Source organism: Xanthomonas sp. NCPPB 1068 (assembly GCF_041479385.2).
Taxonomy (GTDB): Bacteria; Pseudomonadota; Gammaproteobacteria; order Xanthomonadales; family Xanthomonadaceae; genus Xanthomonas; species Xanthomonas cannabis.
The window spans coordinates 4,267,332-4,287,524 of the sequence record NZ_CM192986.1 but is presented as its reverse complement, the minus strand read 5'-3'; the positions used below and the strand labels follow the sequence as shown (position 1 = coordinate 4,287,524).

The following is a 20,193-nucleotide window of genomic DNA, read 5'->3' as shown; positions in this document are numbered from 1 at the left end:
CGGGATTGGCGTGCCGCATTGTATTGCCCCGCATGCGCGAGCGAGCGCGGCGGCAGTGACCCAGGCGCGCGTCAGGCCGCTGTCGGAAACTGCGCGTAAGATAGCGGCCCCACGCGACCCGGTGCCAGCGCCTCCCGGTACGGCCGTAGTCCGCGCAGCGATCGGTTTGTCATGTCTGTTCCTTCTGCACCCACGTCCGCGACGCCAGGCTTCGCCGCGGAAGTGCGCACCACCGGCCTGCTGGCCTTGCCGCTGGTGCTCGGCCACGTCTCCACCGGCCTGATCGGCTTCACCGACAACGTCATCGCCGGCCACCACGGCACTGCCACGCTGGCGGCGGTCACCATCGGGACCTCGCTGCTGTGGCTGCCCATGCTGGTGCCGATCGGCACGCTGATCTCGCTGACCGCCTCGGTCTCGCAATTGCTCGGCGCCGGGCGCGAGCGCGAGATCGGCCCGTTGTTTCGTCAGGCGTTGTGGCTGTCGCTGGGCTTGAGCGCATTGATGTTCGCGTTTCTGAGCGTGGTGCCGCCGCTGCTGCCCACCTTCGGCATTGCGCCGGACATCGTGCCGGGGGCCACCGACTTCCTGCATGCGGTGCGCTGGGGCGTGCCGGCGCTGACGTTCTATTTCTGCATGCGCTATCTCAGCGAAGGCATGCACTGGACGCTGCCGACCATGCTGCTGGGGTTTGGCGGGCTGCTGGTGCTGGCGCCGCTGGGCTATGCGCTCACCTACGGCAAATGGGGCCTGGCCGAGCATGGCGCCGAAGGGCTGGGCATGGCCTCGGCGATCACCATGTGGGTGCAGGCCGGTGTCTTTGCGCTGTACCTGTGGCGGGCGCGTCGCTTTGCGCACCTGGAACTGTTCACCCACCTGGAAGGGCCGCGTTGGCGCGCCATCGGCGATCTGTTGCGCACCGGCCTGCCGATCGGTATCACCGTGTTGATGGAAGGCGGCCTGTTCATCGTCACCGCCCTGTTGATCGGCCGGCTGGGCTCCACCGAAGCGGCCGCACACCAGATCGCCATCAACGTCGCGCAGCTGTGCTTCATGGTGCCGATGGGCGTGGCCGAAGCCACCACCGTGCGCGTCGGCCATGCGGTGGGCCGTGGCGACCCATTGGCGATACGGCGCGCCACCTGGGCCGGTTACGCCATCGTGCTGGGCACCCAGGCTTTGTCGGCCAGCGCGCTGCTGCTGGGCCACGACGCCATCGTTGGCGTTTATACCAACGATGCGGCAGTGGCCGCGCTGGCCTCGGTGTTGCTGCTGTTTGCCGCCACCTTCCAGTTCCCGGATGGCATCCAGGTGCTGTCGGCCGGCGCGCTGCGCGGGCTCAAGGACACCCGCGTGCCGATGTTCCTGGCGATGGTGTCGTACTGGGGCGTGGGCATGCCGATCGGCGCCGGGCTCGGCCTGGGGCTGGGCTGGGGGCCGCAGGGCATGTGGATCGGGTTGATCCTGGGCCTGACCGTGGCGTCGGTCCTGATGGGCTTGCGCTTCCGCCATACCAGCCGGCGATTGACCGCCCGCGTGGCCCCCTGACTTTCAGCGCATGCCGCGCGCGCAGCGCAGCCGGTATGCTGCACACCATCATCTGTACGCAGCGTCTTTTCGACGGAGTTTTCCATGAACCACCCCGTGCGTCGCAATCCCATCGCCAGCTTCTTCGTCGGCCTGTGGGACGTGATGAATTTCACCCGGCGCCTGATCTTCAACCTGGTGTTCTTTGGCTTTCTGTTCCTGCTGTTGCTGCTGTTCGTGGTGGCGATCGCGCGCGGCGACGGCACCAAACCCCTGGCCGAGCGCACCACCCTGGTGATCAACCCCGAAGGCACCCTGGTTGAGCAGTTCAGCGCCGACCCGGTGAGCCGGTCGTTGGCCAAGGCGGTGGGCGACAAGAGCGCCGAAGAAGTGCAGCTGCGCGACCTGGTGCGGGTGATCGAGGCGGCCGGCAAGGACCGCAAGATCGAGCGGGTGCTGTTGAACCTGGACAAGCTGCAGCCGGCCGGCTTCGCCTCGCAGCGCGAAGTGGCCGCCGCGCTGCAGAAGCTGCGCGCCTCCGGCAAGCAGATCGTGGCCTTCAGTGAAAGCATGAGCCAGGGCCAGTACCTGCTGGCCGCGCAGGCCAACGAGGTCTATCTGGACCCGATGGGCAGCGTGCTGATGGAAGGGCTTGGCCGCTATCGCCAGTATTTCCGCGAAGGCCTGCAGGACAAGCTCGGCGTGGACGTGCACCTGTTCCGTGTCGGCGAATACAAGTCTGCAGCCGAGCCGTACATCCTCGACGCGGCCTCGGCCGACGCCAAGGAAGCGGACCTGTTCTGGATGAACGATGTGTGGCAGCGCTATCTGGCCGATGTCGGCGCCGCGCGCAAGCTCACGCCCGCGCAGCTGGCCGCCGGCATCGACACCCTGCCGGAGGGCGTGGTGGCCGCCGGCGGCGACCTGGCCAAGTTTGCGCTGCAGCAGAAGCTGGTCGACGGGCTCAAGACCCGCGAAGACGTCGATGCCCTGCTGACCAAGCGCGGCGTGGCCGACAGCGATGCCGACAGCGGTTTCCGCAACATCGGCTACAACGATTACCTGAGCCAGTTGCAGGCGCAGCGCTCGCCGATGGACAGCCGTCCGCAGGTGGCCGTGGTGGTGGCCGCCGGCGAAATCAGTGGCGGCGAGCAGCCGGCCGGGCGCATCGGTGGCGAGTCCACCGCGGCGTTGCTGCGCCAGGCGCGCGACGACGACGAGGTCAAGGCGGTGGTGCTGCGGGTGGATTCACCCGGCGGCGAAGTGTTCGCCTCCGAACAGATCCGCCGTGAAGTGGTCGCGCTCAAGCAGGCCGGCAAGCCGGTGGTGGTGTCGATGGGCGACCTGGCCGCGTCCGGCGGTTACTGGATCAGCATGAATGCCGATCGCATCTACGCCGACCCGTCGACCATCAGCGGCTCCATCGGCATCTTCGGCATGGTGCCCAACCTGACCCGCGCGCTGGACAAGATCGGCGTGCACACCGACGGCGTGGGCACCACGCGATTCGCCGGTGCGTTCGACATCACCCGTCCGTTGGACCCGGCTGCTGGCCAGGTGATCCAGGCCGTGATCAACAAGGGTTATGCCGACTTCACCGGCAAGGTGGCGCAGGCACGTCACCAGTCGGTGGAGGCCATCGACAAGGTCGCGCGCGGTCGTGTGTGGAGCGGGGCGCAGGCCAAGCAACATGGGCTGGTGGATGCCTTCGGCGGCATGCAGGACGCAGTGGCCGATGCGGCCGACCGCGCCAAGCTGGGCCGTGGCAAGTTCCGCGTGCGCTATGTGGAAAAACCGGCGACGCCGTTTTCGCAGTTCATGAGCGGGTTCGCCGGCAGCCGCATGGGCGCGTGGATGCTGGGCGACTCGGGCATGGCACGTGCATTGCTGGCCCGCTCGTTGCCGGAAGTGGACACCCAGCTGCGCTTCGTCGAAAGCGCCATGCACGACAGCAAGGCAGGCGGCACGCCGGTCAAGGCATTGGCCTACTGCTTCTGCGGGTTCTGAGCCGTCGCGCTTGGACGGCGATTGCTGTATCGACAACGCCGGCCATGTGCCGGCGTTGTTGTTTCTACTGCGTGGCTGCGTCGATTGCCTTGCGCTGGTCTTCGGCGGCCTGATCGGTCGCGGCCTGCACTGCGTGAGCCTTGTTCAGCGGTTGCTGGATGCGGTCGCGCAAGGCGGTGGCCTGCGGTTCGGGTTTCTGTTCGGTGGGTGCGGGCTGCGGCCGCTGACAGGCGCCCAGCGACACCGCCAGGCAGGCTGCAAGCATCCAATGCGTCTTCATCGTCGTGACCTCGCTCGGGGTGGCGGTATCCTAACGCTCGGCCCACGCATGCGCGTCAACTGCGCTGCAGCGGCCGTTTCCCAGCGTCTTGAAGAGGATCACCCACGTGACAATGCATCGCTGGCGGCTGGATGGACAGACCGCGCTCATTACCGGCGCCAGTGCCGGCATCGGTCTGGCCATTGCGCGCGAGCTGCTGGGTTTTGGCGCGGATCTGCTGATGGTGGCGCGCGATGCCGATGCCTTGGCGCAGGCACGCGATGAACTGGCCGAGGAATTTCCCGAGCGCGAGCTGCATGGCCTGGCGGCCGACGTGGCCGACGATGAGGAGCGCCGCGCGATCCTGGACTGGGTGGAAGATCATGCCGACGGCCTGCATGTGCTGATCAACAACGCCGGTGGCAACATCACCCGCGCCGCGATCGACTACACCGAGGACGAGTGGCGCGGCATCTTCGAAACCAACGTGTTTTCGGCGTTCGAACTGTCGCGCTATGCGCATCCGTTGCTGACCCGGCACGCCGCATCGGCCATCGTCAACGTCGGTAGCGTGTCCGGGATCACCCATGTGCGCAGCGGTGCGCCGTATGGCATGACCAAGGCTGCCCTGCAGCAGATGACGCGCAACCTGGCAGTGGAATGGGCCGAGGACGGCATCCGCGTCAATGCCGTCGCGCCGTGGTACATCCGCACGCGCCGCACCTCCGGGCCGTTGGCGGATCCGGATTACTACGAGCAGGTGATCGAGCGCACCCCGATGCGCCGCATCGGCGAACCCGAAGAAGTGGCCGCCGCAGTGGGCTTCTTATGCCTGCCGGCGGCCAGCTACATCACCGGCGAATGCATCGCGGTGGATGGCGGCTTTCTGCGCTACGGGTTCTGAGCACAGCGCCACGGCAGGGCGACGTTGCCGGTCGTTGCACTGGCGGGCGAGTGCACAGCGTCGCTGCGCGGCGTCGCGCTCTATGCGGCGCCCGGGTTCCGCCCGGCGGCAGTGCACATGGGGGCGATGGGGCACGTCGTGCGGGGTCTGGCCGGCGCATTTGAGCGCGCCGCCTCGCGCCTGATCGAGATGCAGCGCGCGTACTACCTCGCAACACCTGTCGATATATGCCGCTCAACGTTCGTTGCATCGATGCATTGCAGCCCATGATCGGGAAGAGCGCTGACGGCATCGCGGAAGGATTGGCGCGGCGGTGGCCATCCCGCGCACGCCGCATCTGGTCGTAGCGCGGTTTGCGTAACGCATTGCAGCCGGTGATCAGGCCGCGCGCTCAGGGCGTGGCGGCGGGATTGGCGCAGCGACTTTCATCCAGCACGCGCCGCATCTGGTCATAGCGCTGTTTGCGCTCGGCCGATTGCGCCTCATCGGAGAAGCGCCAGGTGGATTCGGCCTGCTCGGCACGTTTGCGCCAGGCCTCGCACAGGCTCTGGTCCGGCACCGGCGCGCAGCGGTCGGTGACCACTTCGCAGGCGCTGCCGCCACCGGTGGCCGGCCCGCCGGCCAGATTGGTGGTCTGCATCGGCAGGCAACGCGTGGCCGGTTCGCGGTCTTCGGTGAAGTACCGTCCGTTATCGTGCGCAGTGCACTCAAACAGCGGTGGCGGTGGCAGCGTCGAGGTGGAGGTCGCTGCCGGCACTGGCGTGGTGGGAGGTGTCGCGGCTGGCGCGGCAGGCGCCAATGCAGCGGTTGGCGCAGCGGCGCGTGGCTGCGTGGCACGTGCAGGCGCAGCGGTTGCCGCTCCGGCTGGCGCGAATGGCACTGCGGCCGGGGCTGTCATCAGCTTCTTCTGTTGCTGCATGCCTTTCGGGCACGGCATGTTCTGCACCGTGAGCGCGCCGGTGGGATCGGTGCAACGGTAGATGGCCACTTCCTGGGCGCTGGCGCCCCACACCCCGCCCAACAGCAGGCATACCACCACGGTGCGGTTCATGCGCCGCCGCAATCGCGTTGCTGACGCGCTTCGATGCCACGTTGTTCGCGGCTGAGGTCCTGGCGCTCGCTTTGCAGTGCGTTGTTGTACCGGCGGATCAGCTCCCAGCGGCGGTCTGCCAACCGCGCGCAGACTTCCTGTTCCGGCAGGGCGTGGCATTCGTCGCGGACCTGCACATTGCCGTAGGGCACGATCACGGTGCCGCCATAGGCGCCACCGTGGTATCCGCCCTGATAGCCACCTTGATGACTGCCACCGCCAAAGCTGGCGCTACCGCGCAGGCTGCCGCGTCCGGAACCACCCTGCACCGAGATCGCCGGGCGCGGGCTCACCGGTAGCGGCGGGCGCAGGGTGCCAGCGGGGGGCGGAGGCGGGGCGATGCCATTGCCCACATAGGCCGGCCCCCAGGTCGGCACCCAGCGCGGATTGCCTTCGGGGCTGTCGCTGGTATAGCGCTGGCCGTCTTCGGTGGTGCACTCGTACATCGGCTGCGGCGGTTGCACGGTCACGATGCGCACCTCGCGCGCGGGTGCGGCGGCGGCCGGGGCGGGCGCCTGAACGCGTGCCGGGCGTGGCGGCGGATCCTGGGGGCGCTGCATGTCCAGCACCTGCTGGCGGCCGCCGCTGCACGGCGCATCCTGCAAGGCGACGGTACCGGTGCTGCTGACGCAGCGGTACACGCGCACGTTGGGGTCGGGCTTGCTGGCCGTGCTCGCTGCCGCTGCGGGAAGTGCGCAGGCCAGCAACAGAAGAGTCAGGGGAGTACGCATGGCCTGAGTGTGCGCGCTCGGCGGCCGCGCCGCCAAGTGGCTGGCGGTCGCCTGCGACGCCGTCGCGCCGCGGCATGGCAGCGTCACTGAAGGCGATGAGCTTGCCTGGCTGGGCACTGCCGCAGGTGCCCGGGTGCTGCTTGTGGCGGAGCCCGGCCGCTCCAGGAGACCGCTCGTTGATCGATACCCGGCCGAGAGCGCAGGGCCTGCCGCGCCGGGTCGTTACCGCGGACGTGCCGATCAGGCGCAGCTGGCTGGCTCCGTTGCATGCGGGCACAGCCGTCGAAGACCGAAGAGGGGCGTGGGGACCGAACACGGCTAGGACAGGCCTCCGGGCCAGGCGCGCGCCTGATGCAGACCTGCATGGCAGCGAGCAGCAACCGCCAGACGGGCGCTTTCAGTGGACCATGACGCCGGCTTGTTCGGCCGGCGGTGGCTCAGTCGCGCAGCACCTGACCGGTCCGTGCGTCGCGGATCTGGGTGGGCTGCGCCTGCCCGCCGACATCGCCGGCCACCACGCCGTCGATGGTCGCCAGCAGGGCCGGGTCCAGGGCCTCGCGGCTGCGCGCGGGGGGCTCGCCTGCCAGGTTGGCGCTGGTGGACACCAGCGGGCCGCCCCAGGCCGCGCACAGCGCAGCCACGACCGGATGCGCGCTGATGCGCACGGCCAACCCGTCGTGCGTGCCGGTGACCCAGCGCGGCGCGCGGGACGTGACCGGCAGGATCCAGGTATGCGGGCCGGGCCAGCTGGCCAGCACGTCCTGCCGGCGCGCCGGCGCCAGCGCATCGAGATCGATCCAGTCGTACAGCCGCTCGATGGCGGACGCCACCACGATCACGCCCTTGTCGACGGGGCGCCGCTTGATCTCCAGCAGCCGCAGCACCGCCGCTTCCTGTGCCGGGTCGCAGCCCAGGCCCCAGACCGCTTCGGTCGGGTAGGCGATCACGCCGCCCCGTTGCAGGGTAGCGACCGCGCTGTCCGGGCTCAGCGTGTGGTCCATGCGCTGCCTCAGCCTGCCGCCTTGCTCACGGTTTTCTTGACCACGCGCTTGGCCGCCTTTTTGGCGGCGGTCTTCTTGGCCGGCGCTTTCTTCGCTGCCGTCTTGGTGGCGGTTTTCTTGACCGTGGTCTTCTTGGCGGCGTCCTTCGCTTCCTTGGCCGAATCCTTCACCGCATTCTTCTTCAGCGTGGCCTTCTTAGCGCCAAAGCCCTTGCGCACCGGCTTGCCGGTATCGGCCAGCAGTTGCTGCACCTCGGCGAGCGTCAACGACGACGGCTCGCGCTCCTTCGGGATCTTGCCATTGAGCTTGCCATCGCTGATGTACGGGCCGAAGCGGCCGTTGAGCACCTGGATGTCGCTGCCCTCGAATTCCTTGATCACGCGGTTGCGCGCGATCTCTTCCTTCTCTTCGATCAGGAATACCGCGCGTTCCAGATCGATGGTGTACGGGTCGTCCTCTTTCTTCAGCGAGGCGTACACGCTGCCACGGCGCGCAAACGGGCCGAAACGACCGATGCCGACGCTGACGTCTTGATCTTTGTCCTGGCCCAGCGCGCGCGGCATCTTGAACAGTTCCAGCGCATCCTCGATCGAGATCGAGTAGATGCTCTGCCCCGGACGCAGCGACGCGAACGTCGGCTTTTCTTCGTCTTCGACGGTGCCGATCTGCACCATCGGGCCGAAGCGGCCGATGCGCGCACTCACCTCTTTGCCGCTGACCGGGTCGGTGCCGAGCACGCGCACGCTGCCGGCGTCGGTCTTGTCCAGCGAATCCTTCTTGTCCTCGACCAGTTCCTTGAACGGGCCCCAGAACTTCTCCATCAACGGGATCCACTCGGCTTCACCGCGCGACACCGCATCCAGATCGTCTTCCAGGTTGGCGGTGAAGTCGTAATCCACGTAGCGGGTGAAGTGCCCGGACAGGAACTTGGACACCGCCCGGCCCACGTCGGTCGGGCGGAAGCTGCGGCCTTCCATTTCCACGTACTTGCGGAACTGCAGGGTCTGGATGATCGAGGCGTAGGTGGACGGACGGCCGATACCGTATTCCTCCAGCGCCTTGACCAGCGCCGCTTCGGTGAAGCGCGGCGGCGGCTGGGTGAAGTGCTGGTCGGTGACGATGCGGTCCAGCGGGATGTTGTCGCCGGCCTTCATCAGCGGCAGCTTGCGGCCTTCGTCCTCGTCCTCGCTGCTCTTGGTGTCCTTGCCTTCTTCATAGACCGCCAGAAAGCCCGGCACCACCACGGTGGTGCCGCTGGCACGGAACACGTGCTCGCTGCCGGCCGACAGGTCCACGCTGACGGTGTTGAGCGTGGCCGGAATCATCTGGCAGGCCACCGCGCGGCGCCAGATCAATTCGTACAGGCGGCGCTCGTCGTCGGACAAAAAGCGCGCTACCTGGGCCGGTGTGCGCAACGCCGAGGTCGGGCGCACCGCTTCGTGGGCTTCCTGCGCGTTCTTGGATTTGGTGGTGTAGGCGTTGGGCTGGTCCGGCAGCGAGGCGGTGCCGAAATCGCGCGCGATCACGTCGCGGATTTCCGCCAGCGCGTCCTGCGACAGGTTCACCGAGTCGGTACGCATATAGCTGATCAGGCCGACCGAGCCTTCATCGCCCAGCGCCACGCCTTCGTACAACTTCTGCGCCACCTGCATGGTCTTGCGGGTGGTGAAGCCGAGCTTGCGCGAAGCTTCCTGCTGCAGCGTGGACGTGGTGAACGGCGGGGCAGGGCGGCGCTTGCGCTCCTTGCTGGCCACGTCGGTCACATGCAGCACGCCTTGCGCGGCCTGCTGGATGCGCAGGCGCGCCGCCTCGGCGGTGTCGCCGTCGGTGACGGTGAACTGCTCGAACTTCTGCCCGTCAAGCTTGATCAGTCGCGCATTGAACGCTTGCGAAGGATGCCGGCAGTGCGCATCGATGGACCAGTATTCGCGCGGGATGAAGGCTTCGATCTCTTCCTCGCGCTCGACGATCATGCGCAGCGCCGGCGACTGCACGCGGCCGGCAGAGAGCCCGCGCTGCACCTTGCGCCACAGCACGGGCGACAGGTTGAAGCCCACCAGATAGTCCAGCGCGCGACGGGCCTGCTGCGCATCCACCAGGTCGGCGGCGATCGCGCGCGGCTTGAGCATCGCTTCCTTGATCGCGCGCGGGGTGATCTCGGTGAACACCACCCGCTGCATCGGCTTGTCCTTGAGCAGGCCACGCTCTTTCAGGATCTCGGCGATGTGCCAGCTGATCGCCTCGCCCTCGCGGTCCGGGTCGGTCGCCAGAAAGATGTCGTCGGCGCCCTTGGCGGCGCGCGCGATGGCCTCGACATGCTTCTCGTTCTTCTCGATCAGGTCGTAACGCATCGCAAAGCCGTTGTCCGGATCGACCGCGCCCTCCTTGGGAACGAGATCGCGCACGTGCCCATACGAGGCCAGGACAGTGAAGTCCTTGCCGAGGTATTTATTGATCGTCTTGGCCTTGGCGGGCGATTCGACGATGAGCAGGTGCTTGGGCATGGTGGCAACTTCTTGGGGCAGAGCCCGGGGGGCGGGTAGCGTGGCCTAATTGGCCGGTCGAGGGAAGCAGATCGGCCGTTTCCCACACGTTAACGCCCGGGGAGTACTCCCGGGCGTTCAGTCGTCTTATTAGAAAGATCACGGCGGACGCCGCCGTGTCAAGCGCCTGGCGCGGCGAACTGCTAGCTCTGGCTCATTCCGATGGTTGCCAGCATGATCGCGACGACCACGATGGAGAGCACCAGCAGCACCGCATAAATGGCCAGCACCACGATCGTGACCGTGTCCAGGCCCCGCGACTGCAGCTCCGGGCGGTCGGTGAAGGCCCAGCGGTCCACCACCAGGGTGTCGCAGATCTTGTCGTGCGGGGTCTGTTTGCGCTGGGTCATGCCGGCCATGAAGGCCGCCACGACCGCGCCGATCCCCAAGGTCAGGACGCTGATCAGCATGTAGGCCAGGTACCGCAGCACGTTGCGCCAGAACCCGACCCGGGCACCGTTGCTGTCGGCGCGCACCACCTTGATGCCACAGGCGAGCTTGCCCAGGCTGGCCTGCAACCGGCTGGACTGCATCCAGGCAAAGTACAGCGTGGGGATGGCCAGGCCGATGCCGTAGGACATCACCAGGATCGCAATGCCGAGCGCGCTGCCGTCGTCCAGGGCCGAACCGGAGTCGCCGCGGGTGGTCATCAGCGCCACCACGAACACCAGCGGGATCACGATCAGGTACACCGCGAAGGTGGTGATCAGGCTGTCGAGGATGCTGGCCGCCACGCGCCGCCACAGGCCGGCGTAGACGACCGGCGCATCCTGCAGTGCACCGCTTGCCGCGGGCGCGGCGAGGGCCGGGTCACCCCAGGCGCCGGGAAGCGTCGTCGTCGCACTTGCCGGTGCGTTTCCGGGTGCCGAAGCCGCTCCGGCGGTCTCGCTCAGGCTCGGGCCCGAGGCTTGCGGTGGGGTAATGGCGTCTGCCGGCGGGGCAGACCATGCCGGCCGGCCCGGTGATGGGGCGTGGTCGCGTGGCGGGTGGTCTGGGGAATCGACCGAGGGAGATTGACCGGCAAGACCGGTGGCCACGGCGGCATCAGCGGCGGCGCTGCCGCTGGCGTCGGCAACGGCCGTCTGCGCGGGCGATGACGTGGCAGCGAGGTCATTGATCGGCCGGGCCGCGACGGGCGACGCCGTGCCAGGCACGCCGTCGGCGCTATCGGCGGCCGACAGCGGTGCATCGGTCGGTATTTCCACGCGCGGCGGCCCGACGGCCTCGGGCACCGCAGGCCCCGTGCCGTCGAGGCCCAGTTCGGCGGCGACCTCATGCAGGGCCACCCATTGCGGCAGGCCTTCGCGCCAGACCAGGCTGGAGCGGTCGATGATGCCCTGCGACAGGCGCGCGGCAAGCGTGTCCGTGTCCACCGGTCCCTGGCGTTGCCGCTGTGCGTCGGCGTAATACCACTGCGTCATGTCGTCCCCTTAACGTGTAGCCATTGGCGTGCTGCAGGCGGTCAGCCGCGGCAATGCGGCGGAAGTTGGGCGTCGTCGATCTCGGAACTGCAGTTCCAGCTCCCGGCATCCGCATCCAGATCCAGCCACAGCGCCTTGCCGTCGATTCTGGCCGACTTGGGCGCGTGGATGACCGCTTCGATGCCGCACTCGGTCGTCTCGAAACGGCCGATGCGCACGCTGCTCAAGCGCTCGCTCGCGTACTGCTCGGGTGGCTTGAAGCCAGCGTCGTCGTTGACCGGGCAGCGGCCTTCGCTCGCGAGAAATTCGGCGATCTGCGGCTTTAACGGTGCCAACTCGCCAATCGCCTCGGCCACCCTGGCGCGGTTGAGATAGTCGTTGTAGGCCGGGAACGCGATCGCGGCAAGGATCCCGATCACGCCGACCACGACGAAGACGCCGGCCACCGCGCCCAGCACTGCAATCAACGGCCAGCCAGTGGTGTTGCCGCGTGGGTGCAGAGGCGGTGCGGGCGCATGAGTCGGCGGAGCGTGCGCCGCAGCGGGCGGCAATGGCGGCGGAACCGATGCCGCACGCATATCAGTGGAAATTGGCGGGCCAAGGGTGTCGGCACAGGCGGACAAGGGCAGCCACTGGTCCAGCCCTTCGCGCCAGACCAACGTATCCAGGGCGATCAGGTGATCGCGATACAGACCCAGCAAGGCGTCTTCGGCCACCGGCCCGTGCCGATGGCGATTGCCATCGGCGTAATACCAACTGCGCATCCCCGTTCCCCTGCACGCACGTCCGTGGCGGCTTCAAGGCTCAGTGTACGGGTTCAGGCTCGTCCAGGAACATCTGGGTTTCCATCCAGGCATAGGCCGCTTCGGCGCCGGGCTGGTTGAACAGCACCATCAGCACCACCCATTTGAGGTCGTCCAGGTCCAGCTCGTCCTGGTCCAGCGCCATGGCGCGGTCCAGCACCAGCTCGCGCTGATCGGCATCGAGAATGCGGTGTTGCTCGAGGAACAGCAGGAACCCACGGCAGTCCACATCCAGCTTGTCCAGCTCCGGCCCGTGATAGATCCGCACCGGCCCATCGACATGCGGGCGCGCGACGCTGGGCCGCTGCTCGGAGAGCGCGTCCAGCCAATCGAAGGCCTTGCTGATTTCTGCGGGGCTGAAACCGGCCTGGATCAGGCCATTTTGTAGCGAGTCACGGTCACGGACCAGGTCCGCGTCTTCGCTGAAGTAATGTTCGAACAGGTACAGCAGTACATCGAGAATGCTCTCTTTCATTGCCCTCGGCCTGCGTCGCGCGACGCTGTGGAGGTGAAGAAACTAAGGATTGCGGGTATAGCGACCGTGCTCGGTGACCACGTCTCCCTCCAGTTCCATGATGAGCAGCATGGAGGACAGCGCGGCGGCCGTCAATCCGGTGCGCTGCACCAGGGAATCCATAGGGGTTGGGTCGTGGCCCAGCGCCTGCCACAAGCGCTGGTAGTCCGGGTCCGAGCGCACGGAAGTGGCGGTGCGCACCGGCCTGGCCTCCTGAGTTGGGGCGCTCAGGCGTTCGCGCAAGGCGCTGGCCAATTCGCCCGACAGCAGGCCCAGCCCGTCGATGACCTGGGCCGGTTCCTGCGCGAGCGTGGCGCCCTGGCGGATCAGGTGGTGGCAGCCGCGGGCGAGCGGGTTGTGCAGCGAGCCGGGCAGGGCAAACACCTCGCGGCCGGCTTCTGCCGCCAGGCGTGCGGTGATCAGGGCGCCGGAGCGCATCGCCGCTTCCACCACCAGCGTGCCCAGAGCCAGCCCGGCGATGATCCGGTTGCGGGCCGGAAAGTGCGCCGCTACCGGGCCGGTGCCCGGCAGGTATTCGCTGACCACCGCGCCACGTGCGGCGATGCGATCGCGCAAGCCGTGGTGCCGCTCGGGATAGGCCACGTCGGTGCCGGTGCCGACCACTGCCACGGTGATGGCTTCGCGGTGGGCCAGCGCGGCCTCGTGTGCGATCGCGTCCACGCCTGCGGCCATGCCGCTGACGATGCTCAGCCCGGCGCCCGCCAGGCTGGAGGCGAACACACGGGTATGGTCGCGGCCGGCGGCGGTGGCCGAGCGGCTGCCCACCACGGCCACGCCCGGGTGCCAGAGCGCATTGGGGTCGCCGTCCACGAACAGGGCCATGGGCGGATTGGCGATATGACGCAGCAGGGCCGGGTAGTCCGGATCGTGCCAGCCGATCAGGTGGTGCCCGGGCTGTGTGCACCAGTGCAGCGCCGCATCCAGTGCCTGCTGGTCGGGTGTGTGCAGGCGCTGCGATTGCACCTCGTCGCAGCCGGCGGAGCGCCACGCCTCGGGCCCGGCCGCCAGCATCTGGGCCGCCGACGCGAAGGTGGTCAGCAATGCCTTTCGCGGTGGGCTACGGCCGCCTGCCAGCAGCAGGATCAGCAGGGCGCGCAGGTCGGGAGCAGTCAGGGCCATGCATTCAGGCTAGGCCGCAAACGACGACGGCGCCCTCGGGCGCCGTCGCGTTGATGCATCGGAATTTTTGCTTACTGCGCGTCGGGATGCTTGACGAAATACCCCAGGCCGGTCGGCTTGACGCTTTCCATCACCAGCGCATAGCTGACCTTGTCGAAGGTGCGGAACACCATCGCATGCGAGGCGTATTCGTCGGGCAGGCCGACGGTGGAGCCGGCCGGGCCGCTGAAATCGTCATCAGTCCGCGAGAAGCGCGCGTGCTTGACGCGGTCGCTGACCGTGCGGCCCTTGCGCCAGATCGAGAACACCGTGCCGTTGTTGATGCCTTCGCGGGCACCGCCGGAGATGGCGATCACGTCGCGGGTGCCGCCGACGATGAAGGCGTCGGAGATGGCCAGCACGCGCAGTTCGGTCTGCAGCGCCTGTTCGGACGGCGGGTGCGGGATGAACTGCAGATCGTAGGGCTGTGCTTCGACCGCGACGATGCGATCGCCGGCGCGCACTTCGCGGCCGCTGTCCTGCAACAGCAGGGTTGCCGCCTTGGAGTTGCCGCCTGCCGCGCTGCGGGTGATGGTGCCGACGTTGACCTGCGCCAGCTCATAACCGAGGAACTCGCGGCGCTTGCTCGGCGCGATGAAGTTCTTCCAGATGTTGCCGGAGCCGGCGGTGATGTTGCCCGCCATGTCCAGGTCTTCGTTGTGCTTGGGCAGGCTGAACTTCACGGTCGGGCGAACCACCGCAAAGCGCTGGCCCGGCTGCGCGTTCTCCAGGCCGACCACGTAAGCGACCTGGCCGGTGGTGGCGCGCGTGCGGCCGCCTTCCAGGCCCACCACGTAAGGCAGCTGATCGAAGTCGTCGACCACGCGCAGGTTCTTCAGGAACGGCTCGACGTCGGCCAGCGGAATGGCGTTGATCGGTGCTTCCTGGCGCGGGCCGGGCTGGATGGTGCCTTTGCCGACGCGATCCAGATAGGCCAGGCTGATCACGTCGCCGGGATAGATCAGGTGCGGATTCTGGATCTGCGGATTGGCCTGCCAGATTTCCGGCCACAGCCATGGTTTTTGCAGGAAACGCCCGGCGATGTCCCACAAGGTATCGCCCTTGCGGACCACATAGGTATCTGGATGCTCGCCCACCGCTTGCGCGGCAGCGTAGGTCGCGACGGTCAGCATCGCCGCAGCGACGACCGTACGAAGTCGGTTCAACATGAGTGCCTTCTTGCCTGATTCCCCAACAGGTCCGCGCACTATAGTCCAGAAACCGGGGCGCCACGCAAGCATTGCGCTAGAATGACACCGTCTTGCCGGCGCCGCGCCGGTGTCCCAGACGGGTAACCCCATGGCTTTGCTCCCTATTCTCGAATTTCCCGATCCGCGGCTGCGTACCAAGGCCGTGCCGGTCGATGCGGCCGAGGTCACCAGCCCGGCGTTCCAGAGCTTGCTCGACGACATGTTCCAGACCATGTACGAGGCGCCCGGCATCGGCCTGGCCGCCAGTCAGGTGGACGTGCACAAGCGCTTCATGGTGATCGACGTCAGCGAAGAGAAGAACGCCCCACAGGTGTTCATCAATCCTGAAATCGCCACCCGCCAGGGCGAACAGGTGTACCAGGAAGGCTGCCTGTCGGTGCCGGGCATCTTCGCCGATGTCAGCCGCGCCGATGCGATCACCGTGCGTTACCTGGACCGCGACGGCAAGGCACAGGAGCTCAGCACCGACGGCCTGCTGGCGGTGTGCATCCAGCACGAGATGGACCACCTGGACGGCAAGCTGTTCGTGGACTATCTGTCTCCGCTCAAGCGCGAGATGGTGCGCAAGAAGCTGGCCAAACAGCGCAAGCATGTGGCTTGAGGGCTGGGATTGGGGATTCGGGATTGGGGATTGGTAAAGGCGGGTTTTTGCACGCCTGTGAGCCGGCTGGTTTCAAATCGTTGAGCGCTGATCTCGGTGCGATCTGAGGGCTATGCCGGCACATTGCCATTGCGGCAAGTCCCGGGGGGGATGGCCTTGAAACCTCGGGCGCGGATTCGTGACCGCCAAGCCGCTGCCCGTTGCGGGCATCGAGTCCCGGATGCAACTTCCGCTCCTCAGCGTACCCATCGATGATGGGGCATGCGGGTGCCGGCGCCGGTTAGCCCAATCTCCAGCGTAAATCCCGCTCCGCCCCTTTCAGCTCCACGCTACTCCCGCCCCGGCCAGCACTCCCGCCGTTGCCAATCCCGAATCCCAAATCCCGAATCCCCGCCCTATGAGAATTATCTTCGCCGGTACACCAGACTTCGCTGTCGCCTCCTTGCGCGTGGCCGCGCAGCGGCATGAAGTGGTGGCGGTCTACACCCAGCCGGATCGGCCGGCCGGGCGCGGGCGCGGGCTGACCCCCTCGCCGGTCAAGCTGGAAGCGATCGCGCACGGCATTCCGGTCTACCAGCCGCAGACCCTGCGCTCGCCCGAGGCGCTGGCCACGCTGCGCGGGCTCGATGCGGACCTGATGGTGGTGGTGGCGTACGGGCTGATCCTGCCCAAGGCGGTACTGGCCGCGCCGACCCATGGCTGCTGGAACGTGCACGCCTCGCTGTTGCCGCGCTGGCGTGGCGCCGCGCCGATCCAGCGCGCCATCGAGGCCGGCGATACCGAAACCGGCGTGTGCCTGATGCAGATGGAAGCCGGCCTGGATACCGGCCCGGTGCTGTTGTCGCAACGTATCGAGATCGGCGAGCAGGAAACCGGCGGGCAGCTGCACGACCGCCTGGCTGCGCTGGGCGCGCAGGTGCTGGCCGACGGCCTGGGTCTGTTGCGCGCCGGCATCCGTCCGGTGGCGCAAGCCCAGCCGGCCGAGGGCGTGACCTATGCGCACAAGCTGGACAAGGCGCAGGCGCAGCTGGATTGGGCGCAGCCGGCGCAGGAACTGGCGCGGCGCGTGCGCGCGTTCAACCCCTGGCCGGTGGCCGAGGCGGTCCTGGCCGGCGAGCGGGTGCGCCTGCATGGCGCGGTGGCGCTGGAGCTGGCGCATCAACAGCCGCCGGGCACTCTGCTGGCCGCCAGCAAGCAAGGCATCGACATCGCCTGCGGGCGGGGCGCGCTGCGGGTGCGCGTGTTGCAGCGTGAGGGCGGCAAGGCGATTACCGCCGCCGATTACCTCAACGCGCGCCGCGACCTGCCGGCGCTGCGCTGATGTCGGCCGATACGGTGGCGGCGGGCGTTGGCTCGCGCCTGGCTGCGGCGCGGGTGCTGACGGCGGTGTTCGACCAGGGCCGCTCGTTGAAGGCCGAGCTGGCCGCCACCTTGCCCGCCATCGGCGATCCACGTGATCGCGCGCTGGTGGAGGCGATCTGTTTTGCGGTCATTCGCCGGCGCCCGGCGTATGACGTGGCGTTGCGGCAATGGCTGGAACGTCCGTTGCCGCCACGCGATGCCGAACTCAAGGCGTTGCTGATGGCGGGCTTTGCGCAACTCGATGTGCTGCAGCTGCCCGCGCACGCGGCGTTGTCGGCTACCGTGGATGCGTGCCGCGCACTGGGCCGGCCCCGTCAGGCCGGCATGGTCAACGCGATCTTGCGGCGCGCGCAGCGCGAAGGCTTTCCAGCAGTGGCCGACGATGCCGGCTGGCCGTCGTGGCTGCGCAAGCAGCTGCGTGCGGACTGGGGCGAGCGTGCCGAAGCCGTTTTTACCGCCAGCGCGCAGATGGCGCCGATGTGGCTGCGGGTCCATCGCGGGCGCACCGACCCGGCCACCTATGTGGCACGTCTGACCGACGCGGGCATCGCTGCGCAGGCCGACCCGGTGCTGCCGGATGCGGTGCGCCTGTCCACGGCCGTGCCGATCAGCCAGTTGCCCGGCTTTGCCGAAGGCGAGGTCTCGGTGCAGGACGGGTCGGCGCAGCAGGTGGCCGATGCGTTGCCGCTGGCGCCATCGGCACGCGTGCTCGATGCCTGCGCCGCACCCGGTGGCAAGGCGGCGCATCTGCTGGAGCGGCATCCAGCGCTGCAGCTCACCGCGCTGGACGTGGATGCGCGCCGCCTGGAGCGCGTGCAGCAGACCCTGCAGCGCACCGTGCCGACGGCGCAGGTGGCATTGCACGCGGCCGACGCGGCCGATACGGATGCGTGGTGGGACGGCCGGCCGTTCGATGCGGTGCTGCTGGATGCGCCGTGTTCGGCTACCGGGGTGGTGCGGCGTCAGCCGGATGTGCTGCTGCATCGCCGGGCCGACGACATCGATGCGCTGTGTGCGCTGCAGGCACGCCTGCTGGATGCGAGCTGGCGTACCTTGCGGCCGGGCGGGCAACTGCTCTACACCACCTGCTCGCTGCTGGCGCGCGAAAACCAGGCGCAGATCGACGCCTTCCTGCAGCGCACGCCCGATGCACAGGCACAGCCGCTGGGGGCGCAGTTCGGCCACGCGGCGGGGCCGGGGCGGCAGCGCTTCCCCGGCGAGCAGCACTGCGACGGGTTCTTCTACGCACGTTTGCTAAAAGCCTCCTGATCGCGCGCCGGTTCCGGCGCCCCCTCCCGCATCCCGCTGCTGCCCGCCATGCTCAAGACCCGTGCCTCGAAGGATTTCTGGCTGCTGGCCATCACCGCTGTGCTGGTGATCGGTGCCGGCCTCGGATTGCGTGACCCGTGGCCGTCGGACGAGCCGCGCTTTGCCCTGGTCGCCAAGCAGATGGTGATCAGCGGGGACTGGCTGTTCCCGCACCGCGGCAACGAGTTGTACTCGGACAAGCCGCCCATGCTGATGTGGCTGCAGGCGCTGTTCTACACGCTGCTGGGCAACTGGCGGGTGGCGTTTCTGCTGCCGTCGCTGCTCGCGGCGCTGGGCACCCTGGCCTGCGTCTATGACTTGGGCCGGCGGTTGTGGACGCGGCGGGTGGGTGCTTACGCGGCGTGGATGCTGTTGTTCACGCTGCACTTCACCTTCCAGGCCAAGAAGGCGCAGATCGACCCGCTGGTGGTGTTCTGGATCACCCTGGCCAATTACGGCTTGCTGCGGCATCTGCTGATGGGCCCGGCCTGGCGCTGGTGGACGCTGGGCTGGTTCGCTGCCGGGCTGGGGGTGATCACCAAAGGCGTGGGCATCATCGCACTGCTGATGCTGATCCCGGCCGGGATTGCCGCAGCGCGCGGCTGGCCGGGCGTGCGCGTGCATGTGCGCGACCGCCGCTTCTGGCTCGGGCCGCTGTTCTTCTTCGTGGCAATCCTGCTGTGGTTCGTGCCGATGATGGTCACCGCGCTGACTGCCGGCCAGCCCGAATACCGCGTATATCTCAACGACATCCTGCTGCGCCAGACAGCCAAGCGCTACGCCAGCTCCTGGGACCATGCGCAGCCGGTGTGGTACCACCTGCAGAGCATGGCCACAATGTGGCTGCCGACCATCCTGCTGCTGCCGTGGGCGGTGCCGGCGTGGCGGCGGCGGTTGCGGCGACGCGATGCGCGTTATCTGCTGCCGCTGGCGTGGTGGCTGCTGGTGCTGGTGTTCTTCACCATTCCCAGCGGCAAGCGCGATGTCTACATCCTGCCGGCGCTGCCGATGTTCTGCCTGGCGCTGGCGCCGTTGGCAGCAGGGCTGCTGCGCCGGGCGGGTTTGCAGCGGCTGTTGTTCGCCTTCGTGGTGCTGCTGACGGTGGTCTTCGCTGCGGGTGGGGCGGCGATGCTGATCGGGCATCCGGGGTTCGAGCAGAAGATCATGGACAGCCGCGGTGTCGGCAGCGAAGCGACCGACCCGCTGGGCTGGCTGCTGCTGGCGGTCGGCGGTTGGGGCGTGGCCAGCCTGCTGCTGTTGCGCGTGCGCCGCTCCGCGCTGGCGGCCGCCTCGCTGCTGGGCGCGTGGTGGGTGGCGTTCGGGTTGGTCTGCTACCCCGTCTTCAACGACTCCAGTTCGGCCGGTTCGGTGATGCGCGAGGTTGGCCGGCGCATCGGCCCGGACGCACAGCTCGGCCTGGTGGCCTGGAAGGAGCAGAACCTGCTGATGGCCGACCGCCCGGCACAGACCTTCGGCTTCAAGGTGCCGTGGGAAGAACAGCTGCGCCGCGGCGTGGCCTGGCAGGCCGCGCAACCGGGCCAGCGCTGGCTGATGGTGCAGGAGACCGCCTTGCTGGGCTGCGTGGATCGCAGCCGCAGCCAACTGGTCGGCGTGGCCAATCGCCGCCGCTGGTGGCTGGTGCCGGCCGATGCGGTGCAGGGCGACTGCGTGGCCAGCTCCACCGAGAAGGCAGTCGAAGAAAAGGAGCAGGGCAACCTGGACGTCGAGTGAG

Annotated in this window: 17 protein-coding genes and 1 pseudogene; 8 read left to right on the top strand and 10 right to left on the bottom strand. The window is 68.0% G+C overall.

The features are described from left to right. Positions 1–171 precede the first annotated feature (171 nt). Positions 172–1,548 (top strand): MATE family efflux transporter, encoded by a 1,377-nt coding sequence (locus ACCQ12_RS18155; RefSeq protein ID WP_047694641.1) that lies wholly within the window; start codon positions 172–174, stop codon positions 1,546–1,548. Positions 1,549–1,632: 84 nt separating this feature from the next. After that, the gene (gene sppA / locus ACCQ12_RS18150) at positions 1,633–3,534 is read left to right on the top strand and encodes a signal peptide peptidase SppA (protein ID WP_372382405.1); all 1,902 of its coding nucleotides are present in this window, start codon (positions 1,633–1,635) and stop codon (positions 3,532–3,534) included. A gap of 64 nt (positions 3,535–3,598) precedes the next feature. On the opposite strand, the gene ACCQ12_RS18145 is transcribed toward sppA, so the two are convergent. Then, complete coding sequence (locus ACCQ12_RS18145; protein ID WP_047694645.1) at positions 3,599–3,814, bottom strand: hypothetical protein; 216 nt, start codon at positions 3,812–3,814, stop codon at positions 3,599–3,601. 106 nt (positions 3,815–3,920) lie between these two features. Between ACCQ12_RS18145 and ACCQ12_RS18140 the strand changes: the two genes are divergently transcribed. Then, the gene (locus tag ACCQ12_RS18140; RefSeq protein ID WP_047694792.1) at positions 3,921–4,697 is read left to right on the top strand and encodes an SDR family oxidoreductase; all 777 of its coding nucleotides are present in this window, start codon (positions 3,921–3,923) and stop codon (positions 4,695–4,697) included. A gap of 51 nt (positions 4,698–4,748) precedes the next feature. Next, positions 4,749–4,967 (top strand): annotated as a pseudogene (locus ACCQ12_RS18135) (hypothetical protein); the annotation flags it as partial. 121 nt (positions 4,968–5,088) lie between these two features. Here the strand turns inward: ACCQ12_RS18135 and ACCQ12_RS18130 are convergent. The 9 genes from ACCQ12_RS18130 to ACCQ12_RS18090 form a co-directional block, all read right to left on the bottom strand. Next, positions 5,089–5,748, bottom strand: coding sequence for a DUF4124 domain-containing protein (locus ACCQ12_RS18130; RefSeq protein WP_372382404.1), 660 nt, complete (start codon positions 5,746–5,748; stop codon positions 5,089–5,091). Then, positions 5,745–6,518 (bottom strand): DUF4124 domain-containing protein, encoded by a 774-nt coding sequence (locus tag ACCQ12_RS18125; protein ID WP_179456353.1) that lies wholly within the window; start codon positions 6,516–6,518, stop codon positions 5,745–5,747. The genes ACCQ12_RS18130 and ACCQ12_RS18125 overlap by 4 nt, the downstream gene beginning before the upstream one ends. A 437-nt stretch (positions 6,519–6,955) precedes the next feature. Then, entirely contained in the window at positions 6,956–7,519 is a 564-nt protein-coding gene (gene tsaC, locus ACCQ12_RS18120; RefSeq protein ID WP_104581302.1) for an L-threonylcarbamoyladenylate synthase type 1 TsaC, read from the bottom strand. A gap of 8 nt (positions 7,520–7,527) precedes the next feature. Beyond that, the gene (locus ACCQ12_RS18115) at positions 7,528–10,023 is read right to left on the bottom strand and encodes a DNA topoisomerase I (RefSeq protein ID WP_047694650.1); all 2,496 of its coding nucleotides are present in this window, start codon (positions 10,021–10,023) and stop codon (positions 7,528–7,530) included. Between the two features lie 182 nt (positions 10,024–10,205). Continuing rightward, entirely contained in the window at positions 10,206–11,483 is a 1,278-nt protein-coding gene (locus tag ACCQ12_RS18110; protein WP_047694652.1) for an RDD family protein, read from the bottom strand. A gap of 41 nt (positions 11,484–11,524) precedes the next feature. Then, on the bottom strand, positions 11,525–12,247 hold the full coding sequence (locus tag ACCQ12_RS18105; protein ID WP_372382403.1) for a pilin: 723 nt from the start codon (positions 12,245–12,247) through the stop codon (positions 11,525–11,527). A 40-nt stretch (positions 12,248–12,287) separates the two neighbouring features. Then, positions 12,288–12,761 carry a DUF494 family protein gene (locus ACCQ12_RS18100; protein ID WP_003484452.1) on the bottom strand — a complete coding sequence of 158 codons (474 nt, stop codon included), beginning with the start codon at positions 12,759–12,761 and terminating at the stop codon, positions 12,288–12,290. Between the two features lie 42 nt (positions 12,762–12,803). Then, positions 12,804–13,940, bottom strand: coding sequence for a DNA-processing protein DprA (gene dprA / locus ACCQ12_RS18095; RefSeq protein ID WP_104581306.1), 1,137 nt, complete (start codon positions 13,938–13,940; stop codon positions 12,804–12,806). A 71-nt stretch (positions 13,941–14,011) separates the two neighbouring features. Then, positions 14,012–15,148: a LysM peptidoglycan-binding domain-containing protein gene (locus ACCQ12_RS18090; protein ID WP_104581307.1), complete on the bottom strand. Its 1,137-nt coding sequence runs from the start codon at positions 15,146–15,148 to the stop codon at positions 14,012–14,014. Positions 15,149–15,278: 130 nt separating this feature from the next. Between ACCQ12_RS18090 and def the strand changes: the two genes are divergently transcribed. The 4 genes from def to ACCQ12_RS18070 all read left to right on the top strand — a co-directional run bounded on the left by def (position 15,279) and on the right by ACCQ12_RS18070 (position 20,192). Then, a complete protein-coding gene (gene def / locus ACCQ12_RS18085; RefSeq protein ID WP_039564470.1) occupies positions 15,279–15,791 on the top strand; it encodes a peptide deformylase in 513 nt (170 codons plus the stop codon). A 397-nt stretch (positions 15,792–16,188) separates the two neighbouring features. After that, entirely contained in the window at positions 16,189–17,112 is a 924-nt protein-coding gene (gene fmt / locus ACCQ12_RS18080; RefSeq protein WP_372382402.1) for a methionyl-tRNA formyltransferase, read from the top strand. Then, a complete protein-coding gene (gene rsmB, locus ACCQ12_RS18075) occupies positions 17,112–18,422 on the top strand; it encodes a 16S rRNA (cytosine(967)-C(5))-methyltransferase RsmB (protein WP_372382401.1) in 1,311 nt (436 codons plus the stop codon). Before fmt ends, rsmB begins: the two co-directional genes overlap by 1 nt. Positions 18,423–18,470: 48 nt before the next feature. After that, a complete protein-coding gene (locus tag ACCQ12_RS18070) occupies positions 18,471–20,192 on the top strand; it encodes an ArnT family glycosyltransferase (RefSeq protein ID WP_372382400.1) in 1,722 nt (573 codons plus the stop codon). The last annotated feature ends 1 nt before the right edge of the window (position 20,193 follow it).